Here is a 22,959-nt window from a genome sequence, read left to right on the forward strand (position 1 = left end):
GTGGGTCAGGTGTGTGCGAGTGCCGCCACCACCGGCTGGTGCACTGTCTTGCGGGCCACCCAGGCTGAGGCGAGCATCGCCAGGGCGACCATCACGATGAGGGTGTAGGCGTAGAGCGCCGGGTCCATCGCGATGTTGAGCGGGTAGCCGCCGGAGCGCCCGGGCGGCGGCGGCATCTGCACCGGGAAGAGGTAGAGCAGCACGCTGGTGACGAGCGCGATCAACGCCCCCAACACCGCGCCCGCACCGCCCAGCAACATGCCTTCGAGCGCCAGTGTGCGCAGCAGCTGCCCGGGCAGCGTGCCCATGGCACGCAGGGTGCCGATCTCGCGGGTGCGCTCGATGATGGCCATGGCCATCGCGTTGGTCACAACGAACACCACGATCACGCCGATGATGATGCCGAGCGCGCCGAAGATGCGGTTGTAGAGCGCCTTCACGCCTTGGTAGAACGCGGCCTGGTCGACCCAGGTCTGCACCGTGAGCTGCGGCAGCGCGGCCTGCAGGCGTGCCTGCGCGGGCTGCGTGAGGTTCATGCGGTTGAGAAACACCCCCAGGCTGCTCACGCGCTGCGTGTTGAGCAGCTTCTGCGCGGTAAGCACGTCGGTGTAGATGAGTCGCTTGTCGACCTCGGGCACGCCGGTGGAGAAAATGCCTTTCACCTGCACGTCCATCGCATTGAGCGCGCCGTCGGTGGTGCTGGCGAGCAGCGTGAGGCTGCTGCCGGGCTTGGCGCTCAGGCTCCGGGCCAGCGCTTCACCCAGCATGACCTCGGCGCTGGCGCTCTTGCCGCCGGCGAGTACCTCGCCCGCCTTGAGGGTGAGGAAAGGGCCTTTGACGGCGAACTCGTCATCGGGCGACACGCCCACGGCCATCATCACGGTCGACTTGTCGCCGTTGCTCACCAGGCCGCTGAACTCGACCTTGGGCAGCACCGCGCGCACGTCGGCATCGGCCAGCAGCTGGGCCTTCAGCGCGTCGGGGTTGTCCAGGCCGTGTTGCAGCGGCGTAGCCTCATCCTGGGTGAACTGCGCAGGCTTGCCCACGATCAGATGGCCGGTGTTGCGCGCCGAGGCTTGGGCCAAGGCTTCGTAGGTGAAGATGGCAAAGCCACCCGCCAGCAGGATAGAAGCCGTGCCCAGTGCGGCGATGGCCACCGTGACGGCCGAGCGCCGGCGGTTGCGCAGCGTGTTGAGCAGCGCGAATTTGAGCCATTCGAACTTCATTGCAGTGTCTCCGTGGGTTCAGTGATCTGGCCATCCAGCAACGCCACGATGCGGTCGCAGCGGCGCGTGAGCCGGTGGTCGTGTGTGGCGATCACGAAGGCCGCACCTTCGGCGTGGCCACGCTCGCGCATCAAATCGAGCACCTGGTCGGCGGTGCGCGAGTCGAGGCTGGCGGTGGGCTCGTCGGCGATCACAAGCTTCGGCCGCTTGACCAGCGCGCGTGCAATCGCCACACGCTGGCGCTGGCCGCCCGAGAGCGCATCGGGCCGGTGCTTCGCATGGTCTTGCAGGCCCACCGATTCGAGCACCTCGGCCACGCGGCGCCGGCGCTCCGAGGCCGACACACCGGCCAGGAACAGCGGGTAGTCGACGTTCTCGGCCACCGTCATCACCGGCACCAGATTGAAGCTCTGGAACACGAAGCCCAGCGCGTCGCGGCGCAAGAGTGCGGCGCGGGTTTCGTTGCGGGTGTCGACACGCTCGCCGCGCAGATAAATCTCACCCGCATCGGGCGAGTCGATCAAGCCCGCAAGGTTGAGGATGGTGCTCTTGCCGCTGCCCGAGGGCCCGGTGAGCGCCAGCATCTCGCCGGGGTAGACCTGCAGGTCGATGCCGCGCAGGGCAGGCACCACGTGGGCACCGAGGCGGTAGGTCTTGTGCACGCCGCGCAACTCGATCACCGGCTTGAAGTGCGCCGTGGCGTGGGTGGGGGTGTGCTTCATTGCGGCAACCCGGCGAGCTGCGCCTTGGCGGCTTCGGCCTGCGGCAGGCCGCGCTGGATCACGTCGTTCAGGTCACGGCGCGCCTCTGCCACGCGAAAGTCTTTCGCGGCCTGCTGTGCCGCGCTCATCAGCACGGCGCCCTGAAACCCCGGCGTGGCTTGCGCGAACACCGGGCTGGCCTGCACCTCGGACAGCAGCTTGGCGCCGCGTGCGCCGCGGTTGAAGAAGCCGGGCATGGCCAAAAAGGAGCTGGCGGCGGTGAAGCGCGTTTGCAGGCTCACCGGCGAGCGGTTGAGCAATGCGGTGTCATGCGCTGGCTGCAGCAGCGCCAGCGCCTTGTCGATCTGTGCCAGGCCGTCTTCGGCGTAGCCCATCTTCTTCCAGGGCAGCAGGCTCGACCTGGCCTTGAGCGCGGTGGCCGCGCCGGCGTAGGCCATCAGCATGGGGTGGCCGGGCTCTGCCTTCAGCAGCTCGTGAAACTGATCGGCCGCACGCTCGACGGCGTCGCTGTCGCCTTTTTGCGCGGCTTGAAAGGTCTGGAATGCCGACTGAAACTGCGCGTCAGTGGTGGCGGCTCGGGTTGAGCTCATCGCAAGAGACAGGGCAAGCGCGGCAAAAACGGCACTGCAACGCAGTGAAACGAGGGAACGGTTGAGCATGGAAGCCTCCTGAAGACAGACGTGGTTTGAGTGACAACACCGTCAGGCTAGGGAGGTGCGGCGAGTGCCGCTGCCGGGGTGCGACGAAACGCCGCAGCGTGTCGCGAAGTGGGGGTGGGTCGACGCGAGCGGTGGCCGGCCGAAACGGCTTCAGCGGCCCAAGGTCACCGTGGTGGTGATGGCGCCGGATGCCTGGCCACGAAGGCAAACTTCTCGCTCGACGAGAAGCCGCAGGCGCGGTAGAACTGGTGCGTGCTTTCACGCTGTGAACCGGTTTGCAGCATCACCTTGTAGCAGCCGCGCTGCCAGGCGCGGGCGAGCGCATGCGCCACCATGGCCTTGCCTATGCCCTGGCCGCGCAGGCGCTGCTCGGTGACCACGTTTTCCAGCACCGCATAGGGCGCAAGGCCACGGCTCAGGTTGGGGATGACATTGAGGTAGCAGGTGGCGACCACCACGCCTTCTGCCTCGGCCACCATCAACTCCAGCAGCGGGTTGCCAAGGATGCTCTCGAAGGTGGCCCGCGCGTGCGGCACATCCATCGGCGCGTCTTGCGGGTGCAACTGCTGATACAGCGCCAGCAAAGCCGGCAGATCGTTGGCGCCGGCGGCGCGAAGCACCAGATCCCCGGCCACGCTCATTTGGGCTTGCGCTGCTTGTCGAACTTGCGCCAGTACTGAAACTCGTCTTCGTGGATCTCGATGTCGAGCTCGGAGACGCGGGCCTGCAGCCGCTCTTGCACCGTGGTCACGGCCTGGTTGTAGACCAGCGGGCCGATCTCTTCGAGAAAAAAGCCGAGCAGCGCGCCGGCCGCGATGTTGCCGATCTTCTCTTCCATGTTTTCTTGGAAGTAGCGCTCGATGGAGGTGATGGCTTCCTTGCGGGCCTCTTTGGAGATTTCGATGGTCATGGGGTCCTTCGCAGCTTGTCATTCCCGCCTTCGACCCGCCCGAGACAGCCCGGCCGGCACCCGAGCAGGAACCTGATGGGCGACACGCCTCAGCCAAATTCCGTTCGCCCTGAGGTTAGTCGCGAATCAGGCGCGGGAATGACGGGGCGCTCACATTTTGCGCCGCTGCTGCCAGGCGATCAGCTCGCCGACGAAGCCGCGGCGGAAGGCGATCACGCAGACAACAAAGATCACGCCAATGATCACCGTGACCCACGAGCCCACGCGGTCGGCCAGGAAGTTTTGCAGGCCGATGATGGTGAAGGCGCCGATCACCGGGCCGGCGAAGGTGCCCAGGCCGCCCAGCAGCGTCATCAAGATCACCTCACCCGACAGCGACCAGTGCACGTCGGTCAGCGTGGCGAAGCCCAGCACCAGCGTCTTGAGCGACCCCGCCAGGCCGGCCAATGCGGCCGACAGCACGAAGGCGAGCAGCTTGTAGCGGGCCACGTCGTAGCCGAGCGAGATGGCGCGCGGTTCGTTCTCGCGTATGGCCTTGAGCACCTGGCCGAAGGGCGAATGCACGATGCGCAAGATGCCCAGGAACACCGCCACGAAGACCGCCAGCACCAGGTAGTACATGGCGAGATCGTTGCGCAGAGACAGCAGGCCGAAGAGCTTGCCGCGCGGCACGCCCTGCAGCCCATCTTCACCGCCGGTGAAGGGCACTTGCAGGCAGACGAAATAGATCATCTGCGCCATGGCCAGCGTGATCATGGCGAAGTAAATGCCCTCGCGCCGGATGGCGATCAGGCCCACCACCAGGCCCAGCGCCGCGGCGACCAGCACGCCGGCCAGCAGGCCCAGCTCGGGCGACAGGCCCGCGCTGCGCACCACCCAGCCCGTGACGTAGGCGGCCGAGCCGAGAAAGCAGGCATGGCCGAAGGACAAGAGGCCGGTGTAGCCCAGCAACAGGTTGAAGGCGCAGGCAAAGATGGCGAAGCACAGCGCCTTCATCATGAAGACGGGGTACAGGCCGACGAAGGGCGCGATCACCAGCAGGGCAAGCACCAAGCCCCAGATGATGCGCGCGTTGCGGGTTTGGGTTGGCAGCGTCATCTGTCTACTTCTCTTTGCCGAACAGACCGGCGGGGCGAATCATCAGCACGATGGCCATGATGACGAAGACGACGATGTTTGACGCCTCGGGGTAGAACACCTTGGTCAGGCCTTCGACCAGCCCCAGCGCGACGCCGGTGACGATGGAGCCGAGGATGGAGCCCATGCCACCGATGACCACCACCGCGAACACCACGATGATGAGGTTGCTGCCCATCAGCGGCGTAACCTGAATGATGGGCGCGGCCAGCACGCCAGCAATCGCTGCGAGTGCCGCACCACCGGCATAAGTGAACATCACCATCATCGGCACGTTGATGCCGAAGGCCTGCACCAGAGCCGGGTTTTCGGTGCCGGCGCGCAGGGTGGCGCCCAGGCGCGTCTTCTCGATCAAGATCCAGGTGCCCAGGCACACCGTCAGCGAGGCCACCACCACCCAAGCGCGGTAGTTGGGCAGCACCATGAAGCCGAGGTTGGTGGCGCCCTGCAGCAGCTCGGGCACGGGGTACGACTGGCCCGACACGCCGAAGTGTTCGCGGAACACGCCCTCGGCGATCAAGGCCAGGCCGAAGGTGAGCAAGAGCCCGTAGATCGGGTCTAGTTTGTACAAGCGCCTGAGCAGCGTGCGTTCAATCACCACGCCCAGCGCGCCCACCACCAGCGGCGCGATCACCAGCGCAAACCAGTAGTTGATGCCGAACTGCTCCAGGCTGAACCACGCCACGTAGGCGCCTATCATGTACAGCGCGCCGTGGGCGAAATTGACGATGCCCAACAGGCCGAAGATCACCGCCAACCCTAGGCTGAGCATGGCGTAGAACGAGCCGTTGACCAGGCCCAGCAAGAGCTGGCCGAGAAAGGCCTGGATGGGGATGCCGAAGATCTCAGTCATGGGCGGGTGGCGGTGCGGGTCAGTAGATTCCGTTCGCCCTGGGCCTGTCGAAGGGCTTCGACAGGCTCAGCCCGAACGGAAAACGCTTCACTTCCAGAGGGCGCACTTGGACTCGGCCTTGGTCGTCCAGGCCTCTTCACCCTTGAAGGTTTGCACCACCTTGTAGTAGTCCCAAGGTTCGGTTGACTCCTTCGGCGTTTTCACTTGCATCAGGTACATGTCGTGCACCATGCGGCCGTCGCCGCGGATGAAGCCGCCCTTGGCAAAGATGTCGTTGACCTTGGTCTTCTTCAGGTGCGCAAGCACCTTGTCGGAATCATCGCTGCCAGTGGCCTTCACGGCGGCCAGGTAATTCATGGCCACCGAATAGTCGGCCGCTTGCAACGACGACGGCATGCGCTTCATTTTGTCGAAAAACTTGCGGCTCCAGGCGCGCGTCTCGGCGTCGCGGTTCCAGTACCAGCTGTCGGTGAGGTACATGCCTTGCGTGGCCTGCAGGCCCAGCGAATGCACGTCGTTGATGAACATCAGCAGGCCGGCCAGTTTCATGGTCTTGGTGATGCCGAACTCGTTGGCCGCCTTGATGGAGTTCACGGTGTCGCCACCGGCGTTGGCCAGACCCAGGATCTGCGCCTTGCTGGCCTGCGCTTGCAGCAAGAAGGAAGAAAAGTCGCTCGCCGAAAGCGGGTGCTTGACTGAGCCGACGATGGTGCCGCCAGCGGCCTTCACGATGGCCGAGGTGTCGTTCATCAGCTGTGCACCGAAGGCGTAGTCGGCCTGCAGGAAGTACCAGGTTTTGCCGCCTGCATTCACCACTGCATTGCCCGTGCCCTTGGCCAGTGCCACGGTGTCGTAGGCCCAGTGCACGGTGTACGGGTTGCACTGCTCGTTGGTCAGCGCAGAGCTGGCCGCGCCCACCGAGATGAAGAGCTTCTTCTTCTCGGCGGCGACCTTGGCCATGGCCAGGTTGGTGCCGGAGTTGGTGCCGCCTATGAGCATGTCCACACCATTGGTGTCAAACCACTCGCGCGCCTTGGCGGCGGCGATGTCGGGCTTGTTCTGGTGGTCGGCAGAAACGAGCTCCACTGTCTTGCCGTTGACCTTGCCGCCCATGTCGGCAATGGCCATCTTGATCGCTTCGACGCCGGCCGGGCCGTCGATGTCGGAATACAAGCCCGACATGTCGGTGATGATGCCGATCTTGATCACGTCGCCCGAGACCTGGGCTTGTACGGGAGCGAGGGCTGCAGCGCAAGCGAGCGTGCAGGCGGCGGCGATTGTTTTCAGTTTCAGCATCAAAGTCTCCTTGGGGGTAGGTGGGAGGGTGTCAAACGCCGAGGTACTCATGGAGTTGAGCCATGCGATCCGGCAATTGATCTTTCGTGAATTCTTGAAGAATGCGACCGTGCTCCATCACGAGAAAGCGATCGGCCAGGGGGGCGGCGAAGCGAAAGTTCTGCTCCACCATCACGATGGTGTAGCCCTGTTTGCGCAAGGCCACGACCATCTCGCCGAGCTTTTGCACGATCACGGGGGCCAGGCCTTCGGAGATCTCGTCGAGCAGCAAAAGCTTGGCGCCGGTGCGCAGAATGCGCGCCACGGCCAGCATTTGCTGCTCACCGCCCGACAGGCGCGTGCCTTGGCTGCTGGCGCGCTCTTTCAGGTTGGGAAACATGGCGTAGATGGCGTCAACGGCCATGCCACCTTCTGCCAGGCGCGGCGGCAGCATCAGGTTTTCTTCGGCCGAGAGCGTGGAGAAGATGCCGCGCTCTTCGGGGCAGTAGCCGATGCCCAGCCGCGCAATGCGGTGCGTGGGCATCGCAATGGCTTCTTGCCCGCGGATGCGGATGGAGCCCTTGCGCGTGCCGATCAGGCCCATGATGGCGCGCATGGTGCTTGTGCGGCCGGCGCCGTTGCGACCCAGCAGCGTGACCACTTCGCCTTCGTTGACGTGAAAGTTCACGCCATGCAGCACATGCGATTCGCCGTACCAGCCTTGCAGCTCGCGCACTTCCAGGAATGGAGTACTCATGCGTCACCGTTGTGGAAAAAATGAGCCAGCCGCAGCCTGATCAAGCCAGGCCACCCGCCGGGCCGCCCCGTGGGCAGGCCAGCGCCCCCTCGGGGGGCAGGAGCGAAGCGACGTGGGGGCGCCATCAATGTGCTCCTTGCAATTCAACGTGGGCGGTGCCCATATAGGCTTCGATCACCGCCGGGTTCTTCGACACCTCGGCATACGGCCCTTCGGCCAGCTTGGCGCCGCGCTGCAGCACGGTGATGGTGTCGGCGATGCTCGCGACCACGCTCATGTTGTGCTCCACCATCAAGATGGTGCGCTTGGCCGACACCTTCTTGATCAGCTGGCGGATGCGGTCGACGTCTTCCAGGCCCATGCCCTGCGTGGGCTCGTCGAGCAGCATCAGCTCGGGCTCCATCGCGAGCGTGGTGGCGATCTCGAGCGCGCGCTTGCGGCCATAGCTCAGCTCGACGGTGGGCGTCTCGGCGTAGCTTTCGAGGTCGACCTCGCGCAGCAGTTGCAAGGCCCGGTCGTTCAGGCCGTGCAGCGAACTCTCGGGCTTCCAGAAGTGAAACGAGGTGCCGAGCTTGCGCTGCAAGGCCACGCGCACGTTTTCCAGCACCGACAGGTGCGGGAACACCGCCGAGATCTGGAACGAGCGGATGATGCCGCGGCGCGCAATGTGGGCCGGGCGCTCGCCGGTGATGTCGACGCCATTGAAAAGAATTTTTCCCGAGCTGGGCTTGATGAACTTGGTGAGCAGGTTGAAGCAGGTGGTCTTGCCGGCGCCATTGGGGCCGATCAGCGCATGGATCTGGCCACGCCGCACCTTGAGGTCGATGCTGCTGACCGCCACGAAGCCCTTGAACTCTTTGGTCAGGCTGCGTGTTTCGAGAATCGTGTCGTGTGTGGGCTGGTTCATTTCGACCTCTGCGAAAGGGGGGCCCCCAGACGCTGTGAAAGCTGGCGGGCCACATCGATCACGGTGTCGCGCTGAAGCGCCGCGAAGCGCGGCTTGAGCGCCGCCTTTTGCAGGCAGATGCCCACGCCAGCCACCACCGCGCCAGCGGCGTCGAACACCGGGGCGGCCAGGCAGTACACGCCCTGGCGCACGCATTCATCGTCGATGCTGTAGCCGCGCTCACGGGTGGCGGCCAGCTCGACCATCAGCTCGGAGCGGCGCATGGGCGGCAGGTTCATGAAAGCGGGCAGGCGCGGCGCGGGGTACAGGTGCTTGACCTGCGCTTCTTCGTGGAAGGCCAGCATGGCTCGCCCGGTGGCGGCGCGATAGGCCGGCAGGCGCATGCCCACACCGAAGGCCAGCCCCAGCGGGCGCATGCCGTTGCGCACCGCCACATAGACCACGTCAGTGTGGTCGAGCACCGAGAGGATGACGGTCTCTTGCGGTGCTGAGCTCAAGCTCGCCCACAAGCGCTCGAACTCCTGGGCAGGCGTGGTCTGCGCCGCAAAGGCATTGGCCAGGCTCATGACGCGCGGGCCGATGAAGAAGCCACCGTCGTCTTGCCTGCGCAAATAGCCCAATGCCATCAGGGTGTTGCAAAGCCCATGCACACTGCTCTTGGGCAAGGCCAGGCTCGTGGCCAGCTTGGCCAGGCTCATGGCCTCGCGCTCCTTCTCCAGCAAGTCGAGCATTGCCAAGGCCCGGGCGACAGCCGGCACCAGGGCAGGCTTGGCAGCAGGAAAGGGCGACGTGGCGTGCAGCATGAATGGGTGAGGCGAATGCCAGTTCAGCCAGTTGAATTTGATTCGACAGGTCGAACTTACGGGGTCGCAGTCTACGGTTGCAAGCCGCGACAGGCACGCGTTAACTCAGCACTAGCGGGAAAGTCCGCAAAGGGTTTGCACGTTGATACTTTTACGTAAGGCGCTTTTACGTAAGGCGCTTCTCGATGCGTCCGTGCGGCGGGCTGCTCCGTATGTCTTTTGCACATCGTCCAAAAATTTGAATACCCACGACAAGCCCCGTGAACCGGCAGGCCCCCGCTGCCCCTTAGAGTCCCTACCTCATGAACACGACCCCCTCCCGTTACAGCCCCGTGGCCATGCTCTTTCATTGGCTGCTGTCCCTGGCCATCGTCGGCGCCTTTTGCCTGGGCTTTTACATGGCCGACCTGCCGTTTTCGCCGCAGCGGCTCAAGCTCTACAACTGGCACAAGTGGGCGGGTGTCACCATCCTCGCGCTGTCGGCTGCGCGATTGCTGTGGCGGCTCACACACCAACCGCCCGCCGACCTGCCCATGCCGGCCTGGCAACGGCTTGCCGCCCACGGCACGCACTATTTGCTTTACATGCTGTTCTTCGCCGTGCCGCTGGTGGGGTGGGCGTACAGCTCGGCGGCGGGCTTTCCCATCGTGTGGTTCGGCGTGCTGCCGCTGCCCGATTTCGTGTCGCCCAACAAGGCGCTGGCCGAGGCCATCAAGCCCTGGCACGGCTACCTGGCGTATGCGATGGCCGCGCTGGTGCTGATGCACATTGCTGCCGCCCTCAAACACCATTTCATCGACCGTGACGGTTTGCTGTCACGCATGCTGCCCTCAAGGAAATCTTCATGAAAACCCACCTCACCGTGGCGGCGCTCGCTGCCCTCTTCGCCACTGCCCTGCCCGTCTACGCTCAGCAAAAGATCGTGCCAGCCCAGAGCGAGATCGCCTTCACCAGCAAGCAGATGGGGGTGCCGGTGGACGGCAAGTTCAAGACGTTCGACGCACAGATCGCGTTCGACCCGAAGAAGCCCGAGGCCGCCAAGATCGCCTTCACCATTGACCTGGCCAGCGTGAGCTTCGGCGCCAGCGAGACAGAAGCCGAGGTTGCCAAGCCCGACTGGTTCAACACCAAGGCCTTCCCGCAGGCCACCTTCCAGTCGAGCAGCGTGAAGGCCACCGGGGCGGGCAAGTTCGAAGTGAAAGGCAAGCTCGCCATCAAGGGCGCCAGCCAGGAGGTGACCGTGCCAGTCACGCTCACCCAGGCGGGTGCCACCACCACGGCCGCCGGTGCTTTCGGCATCAAGCGCCTTGATTTCCGAATCGGCGATGGCGACTGGAAAGACACCTCGATGGTTGCAAACGAAGTGCAAGTGAAATTCAAACTCACGCTGAACGGCGTACCAGCCCTCTGAACACCCCAACTCCCACAAAGGAACTCTCACCATGACCAAGACACTGATCGCCGCAGCCCTGTTCGCCGCCACCGGCCTCGCCCAAGCGGAAAGCGCCACCTACACAGTCGACCCGACCCACACCTTCGTGACCTTTGAGGCCAAGCACTTCGGCACCAGCACGCTGCGCGGCCGCTTCGACAAGAAGGAAGGCACGGTCACGCTCGACAAGGCGGCCAAGACCGGCAAGGCCGAGATCACGCTCGACACCAGTTCCATCAGCACCGGCGTGGGCCCGCTCGACGGCCACCTGAAGAGCAAGGATTTCTTCAACGCCGCCGAGTTCCCGACCGCGAAATTCGTGGGCGAACAGTTCAACTTCAACGGCGACAAGCTCGCGACGGTGGCCGGCACGCTCACGATGCGCGGCAAGACCCACCCGGTCACGCTGACGGCTTCCAACTTCAACTGCTACACCAACCCGTTGTTCAAGCGCGAGGTGTGCGGCGGTGACTTCGAGACCACGATCCAACGCAGCCTGTGGGACGTGAGCTACGGCGTGGGCAAGGGCATTCCGGATGACACGCGTTTGCTGATTCAGATTGAGGCGGTGAAGCAGTGAGATGACAGCCCCTCGTGCGCGGACTACCGCGCACGATCCCCCGAGGGGATGCCGGCCGGCTTGGGAGCGGCCCGGCGCTCGCCCGGCTCCTCTTCGATCAGCGCACCAGTGACATGACAGCCCCTCGTACGCGGACTACCGCGCACGATCCCCCGCGGGGATGCCGGCCGGCTTGGGAGCGGCCCGGCGCTCGCCCGGCTCCTCTTCGATCAGTGCACCGATCAGACCGGCACCAACAAGCGCCGCAGCACCGCACGCAGCTCTTCATCCCTGAAAGGCTTCGCCAGATGATCGTCCATGCCCGCTGCCAGGCTGTGCTCGCGGTCTCCCTGCAAGGCGTTGGCGGTAAGCGCCACCACCGGCGTGCGGGCCAAGCCCTGCTCGCCCTCGTGCTCGCGCATGCGGCGCACGGCTTCAAAGCCGTCCATCACCGGCATCTGGCAGTCGAGCAGCACCAGGTCGGGCGGCTGCGCGCGAAACGAGGCCAGCGCCTGCAGGCCGTCTTCAACCAGCTCGACGGTGAGGCCCATGTTCTTCAGCGCGGCTTCGGCCACGAGGGCGTTGACGGGGTTGTCTTCGGCCAACAACACATGGCCTTTGAGGGGCCGCGCGGCCTCGACAGCACCAGCCCGCGCCACGGGGGCGGGGTCGGGTGCCGGTGCCAGGTCAACGGTCACGGTGAAGCACGAGCCGCGCCCCTGCTGGCTGGTGCAGACGAGGTCGCCATCCATGGCGCGCGCCAGCTCGCGGGCAATGGTGAGCCCCAGGCCCGTGCCGCCGAAACGGCGCGTGAACGAGCTGTCGGCCTGATGAAAGGCATCGAAGATGCGCGGCAGCTCGTCGGCCGAAATGCCCACGCCGGTGTCGTGCACGGCAATGCGCGCGCGCGCGCCGCGGTGCTTGGCCACCACCGTCACCGCACCGGCTTCGGTGAACTTGATGGCGTTGCCCACCAGGTTGTGCAGCACCTGGCGCAGGCGCGAGGGGTCTCCCCGCACGAAGCATGGCCGCGGCATGTGCAGCCGCGTGGTCAGCGTGAGGCCGGTCTGGAAAGCCGACGGCACCGACAACGACACCACGTCGTCGATCAGCGCCGCCAGGTCGAACACCTGCGGCGACAAGCGCACTTGCCCGGCTTCGAGCTTGGAGAAATCGAGTATGTCGTTGATCAGCGTCAGCAGGTGCTCGCCCGCGCGCTCGATCAGCGCGAGTTGCTCGCCGGGCTGCTCGGGCTTCTCGTTTTGCAGCATGCGCGTGAGCCCGAGGATGCCGTGCAGCGGCGTGCGCATCTCGTGGCTCATGGTGGCCAAGAACTGGCTCTTGACGCTGCTCTGGCGCTGCGCCAGGCGCAAGGCCTCGGCGCGCTCTTCGGCAATGCGGTCGGTGCTGAAGCGCAGGGTGAGCAGCTCACGAATGCGCGCTTCTGCGCGCAGCGCCTCCACCAGCACCAAGATCAGAAAAATCAGCAGGCCTATGCCCGCGAACAAGCCGAAGCGGGTGCCGTTCGCGAGCTCGAAGCCCGCCACCGGCAGCAGCACAGACAGCAGAAAAGCAGCGCAGGCGTGAAAGCTCGGCTGCAAGACGAACACGCCCACTGCGGCCACACCCACCAGCGAGGTGAGCAGCAAGGCCGAGACATAGGGGTCAACGTGCGGTGCCAGCCAGATGGCGCACAGGCCCCAGGCGAAACCATCGAAGACCAGCGCCAGCACGAACCAGCGCCGCCACACGCCGTCGCTTTTCAGCGTGGTGCGGAAAAACCGGTGGGTCAGCAGCAGGCGGGTCGCCGCCACCCCGCATCGGATGATGAACCACCCCCAGGCGAACTGTTGGTTCACGTAGGGCATGAGGCCCAGGCAGATCAGCAGCGCAAAACCGACGCCGGTGAACGTGGAGATCTGCGCACGCTCGTAGAGCATCACCGTCTGCGCGTCGACGACGCGACGTGCAAGCCCGACCTCTTGAGAGGCAGACACGGCGGGCGACATTGGCAAGGCTCCCGGCATGAACGCGCTCTCTACCCTCTGCTTGAAGATGCCGCATTATCTCGGGCCGCCCTCGTTTAGACACCCCAAAGTTCAAGCACACACATGCCATTGATCACACTTACCCATCGTTTCTGCACCACTGTGCGCACTTGTGCACGTGTGGGTGTGTGCCTGCTTGCACTGCAGGCATTCGGCGCCGCGGCCCAAAGCGTGAACTACGCCATCGACCCTGGGCACACGCGCGTGCACTGGGAGGTGTTGCACTTCGGCACGTCAACCAGCCGCGGCCGCTTCGACGACATCACCGGCAACCTGCGCCTGGATGCCACGACGGGCACCGGTGAGGTGTCGATCAGCATCGCCACGGCCTCGGTCAACACCGGCGTGGCGCCGCTCAACAGCGTGCTGCGTGGCAGCTACCTCGCCACCGCCGAGCACCCGCAGGCCTACTTCGTGGCCAGCGGCTGGCGCTGGAAGCCCGAGGCACCGCTCGAAGTGCGCGGTGAGCTCACGCTGCGCGGCGTGTCGCGCCCGGTGGCGCTGCGCGCACCGCTGCTGCACTGCTACACCCACCCCCTGCTCAAGCGCGAGGTGTGCGGCGCCGATCTGGAGGCCGAGCTGCAGCGCAGTGATTTCGGCATCACCGACGGCCTGCCCTTCATCGCCGACCGGGTGCGGCTCGTGATCCAGATCGAAGCCATCCGCGAGTGATTGCGTGCAGCTTGCGCTGCTGGTTCTTGAGCATCGATGACGCCACCCACAGCGCAAGCCTTCGGTGAGCCAGTCGATTTGGGTCACGACGTTGAGGCAGGGCTCGCCGACGAAGCGCAGCTTGTCGACACTGGCCGACAGGCTCCAGATCTCGCTGCGAAACTCCAGTTCTGTCACCGGGTCATTGCCTTTGAGACAATGCAACGATGACTTCGACCGACCTTCAAGCCACCATTGCCCACATGGGCGCGGCCGCGCGCGCAGCCAGCACGCGCATGGCACGTGCGCCGGTGTCGACAAAAAATGCTGCCCTGATCGCGCTGGCGCGTTTCCTGCGCAGCGAGACCGCTGCGCTGGCCCAGTCGAATGAGCAAGACATTCAGGCGGCTGTGGCGGCCGGCCTGGCCGAGACCATGGTCGACCGCCTGCGCCTGACCGAGAAGGTGATCGCCACCGTGGCCGAAGGCTGCGAGCAGATTGCCGCCATGCCCGACCCGGTGGGCGAGATCACCAACGTGCGACGCCAGCCTAGCGGCATCAGCGTGGGCCAGATGCGCGTGCCATTGGGTGTCTTCGGCATGATCTACGAGAGCCGGCCCAACGTGACCATCGAGGCCGCGTCGCTGGCCATCAAGAGCGGCAACGCCTGCATCTTGCGCGGGGGCTCCGAAGCCATCCACTCCAACCTCGCGCTGTGGAAGCTGGTGCAGGCCGCGCTCAGCGAAGCCGGGCTGCCGCCCGAGGCGGTGCAACTGGTGCAGACCACCGACCGCGCCGCCGTGGGCTACCTCATCGCCTCGCCCGAAGCGGTGGACGTGATCATCCCGCGCGGTGGCAAGGGGCTGATCGAGCGCATCAGCCGCGAAGCAAAGGTGCCCGTCATCAAGCACCTGGACGGCAACTGCCATGTGTATGTCGATGCCGTGGTCGACCTCGACATGGCGGTGCGCGTGGCCGACAACGCCAAGACGCAGAAGTACAGCCCCTGCAATGCAGCCGAGTCGCTGCTGGTGCACACGGCCATTGCCTCAGCCTTCTTGCCGAAGATCGGCGCGGTGTACGCCGCCAAGGGCGTGGAGATGCGCGTCGACGGTGCCAGCCGCGCGCTGCTGCAAGACGTGCCCAAGGCGCAGCTCGCCACCGCCACCGAGCACGACTGGAGCGAGGAATACCTGGCGCCGGTCATCAGCGTGAAGGTGGTGAGCAGCCTCGACGAAGCCATCGCCCACATCAACCGCTATGGCTCGCACCACACCGACGCCATCCTCACCGACAGCCACGCCAACGCCATGCGCTTCTTGCGCGAGGTCGACTCGGCCAGCGTGATGGTCAACGCCAGCACGCGTTTCGCCGACGGCTTCGAGTACGGGCTGGGCGCCGAGATCGGCATCAGCACCGACAAGCTCCACGCCCGCGGGCCGGTGGGGCTGGAGGGGCTCACGTCGATGAAATGGGTGGTGCTGGGACAAGGCGAAATCCGCACATGAAAAGAGCCTGCACATGACCCCACGCAAAGCCCTGGTGCTCTTCTCGGGCGGGCAAGACTCCACCGTCTGCCTGGCCTGGGCGCTGGAGCGTTTCCATTACGTCGAAACCATAGGCTTCGACTACAACCAGCGCCACGACGTGGAGCTCGAATGCCGGCTGGCCGTGCGCTCGCAGCTCTATTCACAGTTCCCGCGCTGGGGCGGGCGGCTGGGCGAAGACCACATGGTCGACCTGTCGCTGCTGGGCCAGCTGTCTGACACCGCGCTCACGCAAGAGCGCGAGATCGAGATGACGTCGACCGGCCTGCCCAACACCTTCGTACCGGGGCGCAACCTGCTGTTCTTCAACTTCGCGGCTGCCGTGGCCTACCGTCGCGGGCTCAACGTGCTGGTGGGTGGCATGTGCGAGACCGACTACTCGGGCTACCCCGACTGCCGCGACAACACGCTCAAGTCACTGCAGGTGTCGCTCAGCCTGGGGCTGGACACCCCCATGGCCATCGAGACGCCGCTGATGTGGCTCGACAAAGCGCAGACCTGGGAGCTGAGCGCCACGCTAGGCGGCGAAGCGTTCAACCAGCTCATCGCCGAATACACCCACACCTGCTACCTGGGCGACCGCGAGCACCGCCATGCCTGGGGATACGGCTGCGGCCAGTGCCCGGCCTGCGCGCTGCGCGGACGCGGCTACAAGGCCTGGCGCTCGCGCGGCGAACCGCCTTCAGCGCCCCCGGCTTTCGAGACAACCGACCGTATGGATTTCTCTTGACCGAGCCACGGCGCCCAGGCCTTGCGGCCTGAGGGCGTGATCGACACCGCGCGCGAATCTTTGGCGCGCAGCAGCCACCCCTTCTCCAAACCCAGATCGAGCAAGGCCACGGCCAGACTGCCGGCCAGGTGGTCGCGCCGCTCCGACCAGTCGAGGCATGGGTAGGCAAACCGCCGCGTAGCCCTTGCGGTGGGCAGAGCCAAGCCGATAGCCTCGAACTGCTCACGGCCGGCGGGTGTCAGCAAGAAGTGGCCGTCGTGAGGCGAGATGGCCCCGCTGCCCAACAAGCCCTCGAACAGCTGCACGCCAAGCTCGCCCGCCAGGTGCCCATAGCAAGTGCGCGCAGCCTTCAGCGGCTTGTAGGCGCCGTGCGCCCACTTGTCGGCGCTGACGTTGCGCTCGGCCACCACCGACAAGGCTTCGAGTGCATGTGCAATGTTGGCATCGGCCAGCTTGAAGTAGCGGTGCCTGCCCTGGCTGCGGGCCATCACCAGCTCGTTCTCGACCAGCTTGGCGATGTGGCTGCTGGCCGTCTGCGCCGTGACGCCCGCGGCCCGTGCCAGCTCGCCGGCCGCGATGAAGCTGCCGTTCATCAACGCCGACAGCATGCGGGCACGGGTGGGGTCGCCGATCATGGCGGCGATCTTGGCAAAGCGGGGCTCGGGTGAGGTCATGGCTTGCAGCGTAGTGGATTGTTTTAACGGGAATGACCGGGGGATCGGTCAGATTGCACAGATTCGCGCACATGCCGTCGTATAGAGTGCACGCGGGTTCAACCTGAGGGAGTGTTCATGAGCACCACACAAATCGTCAGCTGGGTCGTCGTCGCCGTCTTGGTCTTCTGGGGTGTCGGCGCCTACAACCGGCTGGTGCGCTTGCGCAATGTGATCGGCAACTCGTTTGCGCAGATCGACGTGCAGCTCAAGCGTCGCTACGACCTGATTCCCAATCTGGTGGAAGTGGCGCGCAAGTACGCGGCCCACGAGCGCGAGACGCTGGAGGCCGTGACGGCCGCGCGCAACCAGGCCAAGTCGGCTGCCGACCTGGCGCGCACCCGGCCCACCGCGGCCGGCGCGATGACCAGCCTGTCGATGGCCGAGCAGGTGCTGGGCTCGGCCATGACCAAGCTGATGGCGATCGTCGAGGCCTACCCCGAGCTGAAGGCCGACCAGAGCCTGCGCGAGCTTTCGGAAGAACTCACCAGCACCGAGAACAAGGTGGCCTTCTCGCGCCAGCTCTTCAACGACGCCACGCTCGACTACAACAACGCGGCGCTGCAGTTCCCCACCAGCCTGATGGCCAACCTGTTCGGCTTCCGCGAGGCGGCCATGCTGCAGTCGACCACCAGCGAAGCCGAGCGGGCCGCGGTGCGCGTGCAGCTCTAGCAGCGCTGCGCGCAGCCCATGCGCTTTCGCCAACAGCAAGACGACGCTCGCAGCGCCACGCAGCGCCTGCTGGCGCTGTTTGCCGTGCTGCTGCTGGCGCTGATCCTCGCTGTCAACGGCCTGCTGATCGGCCTGTGGTGGCTGCTCGGCGCCTGGCTGTACGACGGGCTGCCGCCGCTCTTCATCGAAACCAACACCGCCTTGGTACTGCTCTTCGTGCTGGGCGGTGCGGGGGTTGAGCTGGGCCGCTTGCGCGAAGGCGGCGGTGTGCACGTGGCCGAGTGGGCCGGCGGGCGGCTGCTGACCGACCCGCGCGACATCGGCGAGCGCCGCCTGCTCAACGTGGTCGACGAAATGGCCCTCGCGAGCGGCCTGCCGCGCCCGGGCGTGTTTGTGCTTGAGCGTGAAGACGCCATCAACGCCTTTGCCGCCGGCTGGTCACCCGAGGCCTCGGTGGTGGCGGTGACGCGCGGCGCGCTGGAGCGGCTCACCCGCGACGAGCTGCAAGGCCTGGTGGCGCACGAGTTCGGCCACATCCACCAGGGCGACCTGCGGCTCAACATGCAGCTGCTGGCGCTGGTGTGGGGCCTGTCGCTGGTGCACGGCTACGGCCACTCGCTGATGGAGCCCAACGAGGCCGGCCACCGCTCGGTCTTCGGCGTGCTGGTGGGCGCCGTGTTCGTGGCCGCCGGCAGCCTGGGCTGGCTCGCCGGCCAGGTGCTGCAGGCCGCGGTGTCGCGCCAGCGCGAGCTGCTGGCCGATGCCTGCGCGGTGCAGTTCACCCGCAGCCGTGACGGGCTGGGCGGCGTGCTGCGCAAGGTATGGCACCAGGCCCAGCACCGCGAAGACCGGCTGCTGCGGGTGCCGGCGCGGCTGCTGGCCGCCATGCTGCTGCAAGCGCCGCCCAGCTGGCTCGCCAGCCACCCGCCACTGCCCGAGCGCTTGCGCCGGCTGTACGGCCGCGGTGTTGAACCCCTGCCGGCCCCACGGTTAACGGCCCCCGATGGGCCAGACGAGCCCTACAGGCCAGCAGCACGGGGGCCAAGCGGCATGGCCGCGCCCATCGCCTATGCTGTTCCCATGGCCGAACACGCACCAGACCCCGCCGCCACGCCCCAGCCTGTGCCGCGCGCTGTCACCGCCGAAGACGAACGCGAAGCGATCGAGCGGCTGTCGCGGCTGAACGGGCCGGGCGAGTTGCGCGCCGCCATCCTGGCCCTGCTGGCCACGCCCGGCAGCCAACGCGAACGCCGCGCCTGGCGCGATGAAACCCGAGGCCTCAGCACCGCCGAGGCGGTGCGCAGTGAGGTGAAGAAACTCGGCCCGGCAGTGCGCCTGCCCTGGCTGGAGCACCTGCTGTCGCGCGTGGCCCGCGCGCCGCTGCTCGACCGCCAGACGCTGATGGAATCGGCCCGCCGCGTGATGGCCGCCGACGGCCAGGTGCGCCCCATCGACCGCCTGCACCTGCTGCTCTTGCGCCAGCGGCTGGGCGAGGCCCAGCCCGTGAAGCCGTCAACCGATGCGCACAACGACATGGCGCAGCTCTCGCTGCACATGCTGCGCCAGATCGCGCGGCTCACTGCCTTTCTGGCCCGCCTGCAGCCCGAAGGCGAGGCCTGGTATGCGAGCGTGATGAAGCCCTGGCTGAAAGGCGACGCCCTGCCACCCTGCGAAGCGCCCGACGCCGACGGCCTGGTGCACGCCCTGCAAGACGTGCAAGCCCTGCCGTGGATGCTGAAGCCGGTACTGGTGCGCGCCTGGCTAGACGCGGCCTTACAGCACAAGGCGCCCGGCGCCCTCGAACCCGACGCCGCCGACGCCCTGCGCCTGGCCAGCGTGCTGCTCGATTCGCCACTGCCGCCCGAGCTGGCGCGGCACTATGTGGAGCCTGGGGCGTAGGCTTGAGGCGAGAAAGTAGACCTGGCCCTGGCTCCCGACCACGCTCTTGCCCTACCAGACGCGGCTTTGGCTGCCAGAGCAGAGCATCTGCGGCCGGGGCTAGAAGGTGACTCGCAGGTGGACGAAGCCGCAGTCGGACTCCAGAGGTTTGGTGTCAAAGATGAGGCCGTGCGCTTCTTGCTGCTGCCGTCAGACAGAGCAGCGCTGAGCGTGATGCGCTTGCCCAGCAAGGGCTTGGTGAGTACGTTCGCATCGAGCGTCAGCACCTCGCGGCGGATGGCGAAGGGCAAAAGGCAAGGTCTGGCCCGTCCTGAGGTGACTTGCAGGCGCACGAAGCCGCCGTCGGACTCGAGCATTTTGGCGTCGAAGATGAGGCCGGTGTGCCGCTTGGTGCTGCCGTCTGAGAGCGCCGCGCTGAGCGTGATGTGCTTGCCCAGCAGGTCATTGATGGCGATGTGCGCGCTCAGTGCGAGGGCGGTCAGCTGAACGGTGAAGGGCTCACTGATGCTGTCGATTGAGATGAACTTTCGACCAGCAGGTCGGCCACCGGGCCTTCGCCGCTCACGTTGAAAAGTCGCTGGCTTTGCGTCCAGCTCGCCAGCAGGCCGGCTGGCTTTGACTGCACGCTGCTGAGGGCGTCGCTCAGCCGCCCAGTCAAGGGGTCGTTCATGGTTGTTTTGCTTCCCTGGTGAGTGCCTATGGATTTTCGTTGTCTTCGCCATCGAAAACGGCGACCACAACTTCTTGTTACCCAGCTCCCCTCTTCAGGGGGGCACCTTGGCGCAAGCCTGGCGAGTCGCACACCGGCCTGCTGAGTACATGGTGATCGAGAACCCGCGCCCTGCCCGAGGCGGCACACCCGTTTACGCACTCGCTCACCGATTTTTCGGCGGCGCTGCGTCTGTCGGCGGGGCCACTCCGTAGGTCTTCACGGATGCACCACGTCAGCAGCAAGGCGTGGTGCGCTCGGGTTCTTCAGAACCTCCCCACCCGCTCAACCCCGCCGATGAGCACCCCGCCATCGGCCCCACCTTCAAGGACGTTTGCCATGACCCTGAACCGATTGACGTTGGTGCGATGCGCACTGACCGTCTCTTCCCTCGCCGTGATCGCCGCCTGCGGTGGCGGTGGCTATGGAAGCGGCTACGACAGCCCGCCGCCGCCGCCCAACAAAGCACTCAGCCGCGGCGCCAACAGCTCCGGCCCCATTCAGCTCAGCGCCGACGACCGCACCCTGTGGGTGGCAAACCCCGAGACCAACACCGTCAGCGCAACCTATGTGTACGGTGATGCGAAGACGCCGATGGCTGAGATCGCTGTGGGCGCCGAGCCGCGCAACCTGGCCGTCTCGCCCGACGGCCAATATGTGTTCGTGGCCAATGCGGGCGGCAACACCCTCACCGTCATCAGCACCGGCACGCTCAAGGCAGTGGGCACCGTGAACGTGGGCACCGAACCCTATGGCCTGGCCTTCACACCCAGCGGCAAGAAGCTCTACGTGGCCAATGCGCGCTCTAACACCGTCTCGGTGGTCGACCCGGTGGCGATGAGGGTCGTGACCACCATCAGCGGCGTGGGCCAAGAGCCGCGCGGCGTAGCCGTCACCAACAACGGCGACAACCGCGACGACGACGAGAAGGTCTACGTGACCCAATTCCAGGGCGTAGACCGCGCGGGCGTGTTCGACGGCAGCATCAAGATCGGCGCCGACGACTACAAAGAAGGCCACGTGGCCGTCATCTCCACCGCCAACGACGCCGTGCTCAAGCAAGCCGTGCTCAACCCCATGGCCGACACCGGCTTCAGATCCAACGGCTCCACGCTGAAGAAGCTCGCGCCCAAGTTCACCGCCGACACCCCACCCGCCCCGATCTTTGACGTGGTGACCGGTGCCTTCCCCAACATGCTGCAGGCGATTGCCATCAAGGGCACGCACGCCTACCTGCCCAACACCTGCGCCTCGCCCGACGGCCCTGTGCGCTTCAACGTGAACGTGCAGTCGTGCTTGTCGGTGCTCGACACCACCACCGATGCCGAAGGCCTGGCCGCTGGCCTGCCGCAAACCCTCAACATGAACCGCGGCATCAACTTCGAAGTGGGCGACGCCGCCGATGAGCGCAAGCGCCTCTTCTTGGCCGTGCCCTGGGCGGTGGCGTTCAAGAACAAGAGCGACGAAGGCTATGCGGTCTCGTTGTCATCGAATGTGGTGGTCAAGGTGGTGCTCGACGCCAACGGCACGCCCACCATCAATGCCCCCAAGGCCAAAGACGACCCGGGCGCCATCGTGCGCATCATGGTGGGCCAAGGCCCGCGCGGCATCGTGATCAACTCGACCGACAGCCGCGCCTTCGTGGCCAACGAGAACTCACGCGATGTGTCGGTCATCGACCTGGCCAAGAACGAGGTCATCGCCACTTTTGCCACCGCCGCGCTGCCGGCCAGAGACAGCGACGCCGCGCGCCGGCTGATCGGCAAGGCCACGTTTGAAAGTTCCACCGGCCTCGCTCTGCCCGGGCTCTCAACCCAAGCCCTGGTGCCGCGCTTCCCGGCCAAGCTCTCGCACGAAGGCTGGGGCTCTTGCGTGGCATGCCACGGCTTTGGCCGCACCGACAACGTGGTGTGGATGTTTGGCACCGGCCCGCGTCGCTCATCGCCGCTGAACTGGACCTTCAACCCCAAAGACCCAACCGACATCAAGGCCCTGAACCACTCGGCCATCAATGACGAAGTGCAAGACTTCCAGAACAACATGCTCGACGTGTCGGGCGGTAGCGAATCATTCGACGCCAACAAAAACCCGATCGGCGGTTTGATTGTGGACGCCACCACCGGCTTCACCGCGGGCGGCGCTGCCGGCGCGGGCGCAGGCGGCAGCAAGCCGCCGCTGGTCGTGAAGAACGCAGGCCGCAGCTTTGAGCTGGATGCGCTGGCCTTCTACGTGGCCACCGGCATCAAAACCCCCAGCTCACCGCTGGCAGGCGAACCCGGCAGCACCGCCGTGGGCCAGCAAATTGCGCACGGCCGCAGCTTGTTTGCCGAGGCCAACTGCGCCAGCTGCCACGGCGGCCCAGGGTGGGCCTCGGGCCGCATGAATCGCATCGTCGGCACCCCCGTGCTGGCCACAGACGCCGGCGCATCTGTGCTGCGAGACATCCTGCGCAACGTAGGCACCTTTGACGTGACCGCGTTCAACGAGCTCAAGCAAAACGGCAGCACCGCTGCAGGCGCGCTGGGCTTCAACCCGCCTTCACTGCTGGGTGCCTTTGCAATGGGCCCTTACTTGCACAACGGCTCGGCGCAAACGCTGAGCGACGTGATGCAGCTCAAGCCCCATCGAACCAGGGGCCTGCTGATCGGCCAGCCCGACCCGTTTGAGACCGACAGCAACCGCGCTGACATCGTCAAGTTCTTGGAGTCCATCGACACCACCACGGCGCCGTTTGACATCACGCCTTGACG

The 22,959-nt window shown here is 65.8% G+C and carries 23 protein-coding genes; 9 read left to right on the forward strand and 14 right to left on the reverse strand.

What is annotated here, in order from left to right:
- Positions 1–5: 5 nt before the first annotated feature.
- From AC30QB_RS01435 to AC30QB_RS01485, 11 genes are all read right to left on the reverse strand, one after another.
- A complete protein-coding gene (locus AC30QB_RS01435) occupies positions 6–1,226 on the reverse strand; it encodes an ABC transporter permease (protein WP_489544403.1) in 1,221 nt (406 codons plus the stop codon).
- Positions 1,223–1,948, reverse strand: a complete 726-nt coding sequence (locus AC30QB_RS01440; protein WP_489544404.1) for an ABC transporter ATP-binding protein — start codon at positions 1,946–1,948, stop codon at positions 1,223–1,225. The genes AC30QB_RS01435 and AC30QB_RS01440 overlap by 4 nt, the downstream gene beginning before the upstream one ends.
- Positions 1,945–2,607 (reverse strand): hypothetical protein, encoded by a 663-nt coding sequence (locus AC30QB_RS01445; RefSeq protein WP_489544405.1) that lies wholly within the window; start codon positions 2,605–2,607, stop codon positions 1,945–1,947. The genes AC30QB_RS01440 and AC30QB_RS01445 overlap by 4 nt, the downstream gene beginning before the upstream one ends.
- 164 nt (positions 2,608–2,771) lie before the next feature.
- Positions 2,772–3,248, reverse strand: coding sequence for a GNAT family N-acetyltransferase (locus AC30QB_RS01450; RefSeq protein ID WP_489544406.1), 477 nt, complete (start codon positions 3,246–3,248; stop codon positions 2,772–2,774).
- Positions 3,245–3,517, reverse strand: a complete 273-nt coding sequence (locus tag AC30QB_RS01455) for a DUF2164 domain-containing protein (RefSeq protein WP_489544407.1) — start codon at positions 3,515–3,517, stop codon at positions 3,245–3,247. Before AC30QB_RS01455 ends, AC30QB_RS01450 begins: the two co-directional genes overlap by 4 nt.
- Before the next feature lie 150 nt (positions 3,518–3,667).
- Positions 3,668–4,615 (reverse strand): branched-chain amino acid ABC transporter permease, encoded by a 948-nt coding sequence (locus AC30QB_RS01460; protein ID WP_489544408.1) that lies wholly within the window; start codon positions 4,613–4,615, stop codon positions 3,668–3,670.
- A 4-nt stretch (positions 4,616–4,619) separates the two neighbouring features.
- On the reverse strand, positions 4,620–5,507 hold the full coding sequence (locus AC30QB_RS01465) for a branched-chain amino acid ABC transporter permease (RefSeq protein WP_489544409.1): 888 nt from the start codon (positions 5,505–5,507) through the stop codon (positions 4,620–4,622).
- Between the two features lie 87 nt (positions 5,508–5,594).
- A complete protein-coding gene (locus AC30QB_RS01470) occupies positions 5,595–6,800 on the reverse strand; it encodes an ABC transporter substrate-binding protein (protein WP_489544466.1) in 1,206 nt (401 codons plus the stop codon).
- 34 nt (positions 6,801–6,834) lie between these two features.
- Positions 6,835–7,539, reverse strand: coding sequence for an ABC transporter ATP-binding protein (locus AC30QB_RS01475; RefSeq protein ID WP_489544410.1), 705 nt, complete (start codon positions 7,537–7,539; stop codon positions 6,835–6,837).
- 124 nt (positions 7,540–7,663) lie between these two features.
- Positions 7,664–8,446 carry an ABC transporter ATP-binding protein gene (locus AC30QB_RS01480; RefSeq protein ID WP_489544411.1) on the reverse strand — a complete coding sequence of 261 codons (783 nt, stop codon included), beginning with the start codon at positions 8,444–8,446 and terminating at the stop codon, positions 7,664–7,666.
- Positions 8,443–9,249 carry an IclR family transcriptional regulator gene (locus AC30QB_RS01485; protein ID WP_489544412.1) on the reverse strand — a complete coding sequence of 269 codons (807 nt, stop codon included), beginning with the start codon at positions 9,247–9,249 and terminating at the stop codon, positions 8,443–8,445. The genes AC30QB_RS01480 and AC30QB_RS01485 overlap by 4 nt, the downstream gene beginning before the upstream one ends.
- Before the next feature lie 302 nt (positions 9,250–9,551).
- Here AC30QB_RS01485 and AC30QB_RS01490 point away from each other — a divergent pair, with 302 nt between their 5' ends.
- The 3 genes from AC30QB_RS01490 to AC30QB_RS01500 are packed head-to-tail and all read left to right on the forward strand — an operon-like array spanning position 9,552 to position 11,261.
- Entirely contained in the window at positions 9,552–10,097 is a 546-nt protein-coding gene (locus tag AC30QB_RS01490) for a cytochrome b (RefSeq protein WP_489544413.1), read from the forward strand.
- Positions 10,094–10,660 carry a YceI family protein gene (locus tag AC30QB_RS01495; RefSeq protein ID WP_489544414.1) on the forward strand — a complete coding sequence of 189 codons (567 nt, stop codon included), beginning with the start codon at positions 10,094–10,096 and terminating at the stop codon, positions 10,658–10,660. Before AC30QB_RS01490 ends, AC30QB_RS01495 begins: the two co-directional genes overlap by 4 nt.
- 31 nt (positions 10,661–10,691) lie before the next feature.
- Positions 10,692–11,261: a YceI family protein gene (locus tag AC30QB_RS01500; RefSeq protein ID WP_489544415.1), complete on the forward strand. Its 570-nt coding sequence runs from the start codon at positions 10,692–10,694 to the stop codon at positions 11,259–11,261.
- Between the two features lie 221 nt (positions 11,262–11,482).
- Here the strand turns inward: AC30QB_RS01500 and AC30QB_RS01505 are convergent, their stop codons facing one another.
- Entirely contained in the window at positions 11,483–13,237 is a 1,755-nt protein-coding gene (locus AC30QB_RS01505) for an ATP-binding protein (protein ID WP_489544416.1), read from the reverse strand.
- A gap of 114 nt (positions 13,238–13,351) precedes the next feature.
- On the opposite strand from AC30QB_RS01505, the gene AC30QB_RS01510 reads away from it, so the two are divergent.
- The 3 genes from AC30QB_RS01510 to queC all read left to right on the forward strand — a co-directional run bounded on the left by AC30QB_RS01510 (position 13,352) and on the right by queC (position 16,216).
- On the forward strand, positions 13,352–13,960 hold the full coding sequence (locus AC30QB_RS01510) for a YceI family protein (protein WP_489544417.1): 609 nt from the start codon (positions 13,352–13,354) through the stop codon (positions 13,958–13,960).
- Positions 13,961–14,166: 206 nt separating this feature from the next.
- Positions 14,167–15,447: a glutamate-5-semialdehyde dehydrogenase gene (locus AC30QB_RS01515; RefSeq protein ID WP_489544418.1), complete on the forward strand. Its 1,281-nt coding sequence runs from the start codon at positions 14,167–14,169 to the stop codon at positions 15,445–15,447.
- A gap of 13 nt (positions 15,448–15,460) precedes the next feature.
- A complete protein-coding gene (gene queC, locus AC30QB_RS01520; protein ID WP_489544419.1) occupies positions 15,461–16,216 on the forward strand; it encodes a 7-cyano-7-deazaguanine synthase QueC in 756 nt (251 codons plus the stop codon).
- Here the strand turns inward: queC and AC30QB_RS01525 are convergent.
- Entirely contained in the window at positions 16,135–16,890 is a 756-nt protein-coding gene (locus AC30QB_RS01525; protein WP_489544420.1) for an ArsR/SmtB family transcription factor, read from the reverse strand. The genes queC and AC30QB_RS01525 overlap by 82 nt on opposite strands.
- Before the next feature lie 117 nt (positions 16,891–17,007).
- Here AC30QB_RS01525 and AC30QB_RS01530 point away from each other — a divergent pair, with 117 nt between their 5' ends.
- Positions 17,008–17,601 carry a LemA family protein gene (locus tag AC30QB_RS01530; RefSeq protein ID WP_489544421.1) on the forward strand — a complete coding sequence of 198 codons (594 nt, stop codon included), beginning with the start codon at positions 17,008–17,010 and terminating at the stop codon, positions 17,599–17,601.
- 18 nt (positions 17,602–17,619) lie between these two features.
- Entirely contained in the window at positions 17,620–19,500 is a 1,881-nt protein-coding gene (locus AC30QB_RS01535; protein ID WP_489544422.1) for a M48 family metalloprotease, read from the forward strand.
- A gap of 478 nt (positions 19,501–19,978) precedes the next feature.
- Here the strand turns inward: AC30QB_RS01535 and AC30QB_RS01540 are convergent, their stop codons facing one another.
- Entirely contained in the window at positions 19,979–20,170 is a 192-nt protein-coding gene (locus AC30QB_RS01540) for a hypothetical protein (RefSeq protein ID WP_489544423.1), read from the reverse strand.
- 378 nt (positions 20,171–20,548) lie between these two features.
- Here AC30QB_RS01540 and AC30QB_RS01545 point away from each other — a divergent pair, with 378 nt between their 5' ends.
- The gene (locus AC30QB_RS01545; RefSeq protein WP_489544424.1) at positions 20,549–22,957 is read left to right on the forward strand and encodes a beta-propeller fold lactonase family protein; all 2,409 of its coding nucleotides are present in this window, start codon (positions 20,549–20,551) and stop codon (positions 22,955–22,957) included.
- Positions 22,958–22,959 lie beyond the last annotated feature (2 nt).

The sequence above is a fragment of the Rhizobacter sp. genome, from assembly GCF_046595475.1.
In the GTDB taxonomy this organism is placed as follows: domain Bacteria; phylum Pseudomonadota; class Gammaproteobacteria; order Burkholderiales; family Burkholderiaceae_C; genus Rhizobacter.

Excerpts from the sequence above, each read along its gene's own strand:
- AC30QB_RS01435 (WP_489544403.1), bottom strand. The coding sequence starts at position 1,226 with ATGAAGTTCGAATGGCTCAAATTCGCGCTGCTCAACACGCTGCGCAAC.
- AC30QB_RS01440 (WP_489544404.1), bottom strand. The coding sequence starts at position 1,948 with ATGAAGCACACCCCCACCCACGCCACGGCGCACTTCAAGCCGGTGATC.
- AC30QB_RS01445 (WP_489544405.1), bottom strand. The coding sequence starts at position 2,607 with ATGCTCAACCGTTCCCTCGTTTCACTGCGTTGCAGTGCCGTTTTTGCC.
- AC30QB_RS01450 (WP_489544406.1), bottom strand. The coding sequence starts at position 3,248 with ATGAGCGTGGCCGGGGATCTGGTGCTTCGCGCCGCCGGCGCCAACGAT.
- AC30QB_RS01455 (WP_489544407.1), bottom strand. The coding sequence starts at position 3,517 with ATGACCATCGAAATCTCCAAAGAGGCCCGCAAGGAAGCCATCACCTCC.
- AC30QB_RS01460 (WP_489544408.1), bottom strand. The coding sequence starts at position 4,615 with ATGACGCTGCCAACCCAAACCCGCAACGCGCGCATCATCTGGGGCTTG.
- AC30QB_RS01465 (WP_489544409.1), bottom strand. The coding sequence starts at position 5,507 with ATGACTGAGATCTTCGGCATCCCCATCCAGGCCTTTCTCGGCCAGCTC.
- AC30QB_RS01475 (WP_489544410.1), bottom strand. The coding sequence starts at position 7,539 with ATGAGTACTCCATTCCTGGAAGTGCGCGAGCTGCAAGGCTGGTACGGC.
- AC30QB_RS01480 (WP_489544411.1), bottom strand. The coding sequence starts at position 8,446 with ATGAACCAGCCCACACACGACACGATTCTCGAAACACGCAGCCTGACC.
- AC30QB_RS01485 (WP_489544412.1), bottom strand. The coding sequence starts at position 9,249 with ATGCTGCACGCCACGTCGCCCTTTCCTGCTGCCAAGCCTGCCCTGGTG.
- AC30QB_RS01490 (WP_489544413.1), top strand. The coding sequence starts at position 9,552 with ATGAACACGACCCCCTCCCGTTACAGCCCCGTGGCCATGCTCTTTCAT.
- AC30QB_RS01495 (WP_489544414.1), top strand. The coding sequence starts at position 10,094 with ATGAAAACCCACCTCACCGTGGCGGCGCTCGCTGCCCTCTTCGCCACT.
- AC30QB_RS01500 (WP_489544415.1), top strand. The coding sequence starts at position 10,692 with ATGACCAAGACACTGATCGCCGCAGCCCTGTTCGCCGCCACCGGCCTC.
- AC30QB_RS01510 (WP_489544417.1), top strand. The coding sequence starts at position 13,352 with ATGCCATTGATCACACTTACCCATCGTTTCTGCACCACTGTGCGCACT.
- AC30QB_RS01515 (WP_489544418.1), top strand. The coding sequence starts at position 14,167 with ATGACTTCGACCGACCTTCAAGCCACCATTGCCCACATGGGCGCGGCC.
- queC (WP_489544419.1), top strand. The coding sequence starts at position 15,461 with ATGACCCCACGCAAAGCCCTGGTGCTCTTCTCGGGCGGGCAAGACTCC.
- AC30QB_RS01525 (WP_489544420.1), bottom strand. The coding sequence starts at position 16,890 with ATGACCTCACCCGAGCCCCGCTTTGCCAAGATCGCCGCCATGATCGGC.
- AC30QB_RS01530 (WP_489544421.1), top strand. The coding sequence starts at position 17,008 with ATGAGCACCACACAAATCGTCAGCTGGGTCGTCGTCGCCGTCTTGGTC.
- AC30QB_RS01535 (WP_489544422.1), top strand. The coding sequence starts at position 17,620 with ATGCGCTTTCGCCAACAGCAAGACGACGCTCGCAGCGCCACGCAGCGC.
- AC30QB_RS01540 (WP_489544423.1), bottom strand. The coding sequence starts at position 20,170 with ATGAACGACCCCTTGACTGGGCGGCTGAGCGACGCCCTCAGCAGCGTG.
- AC30QB_RS01545 (WP_489544424.1), top strand. The coding sequence starts at position 20,549 with ATGACCCTGAACCGATTGACGTTGGTGCGATGCGCACTGACCGTCTCT.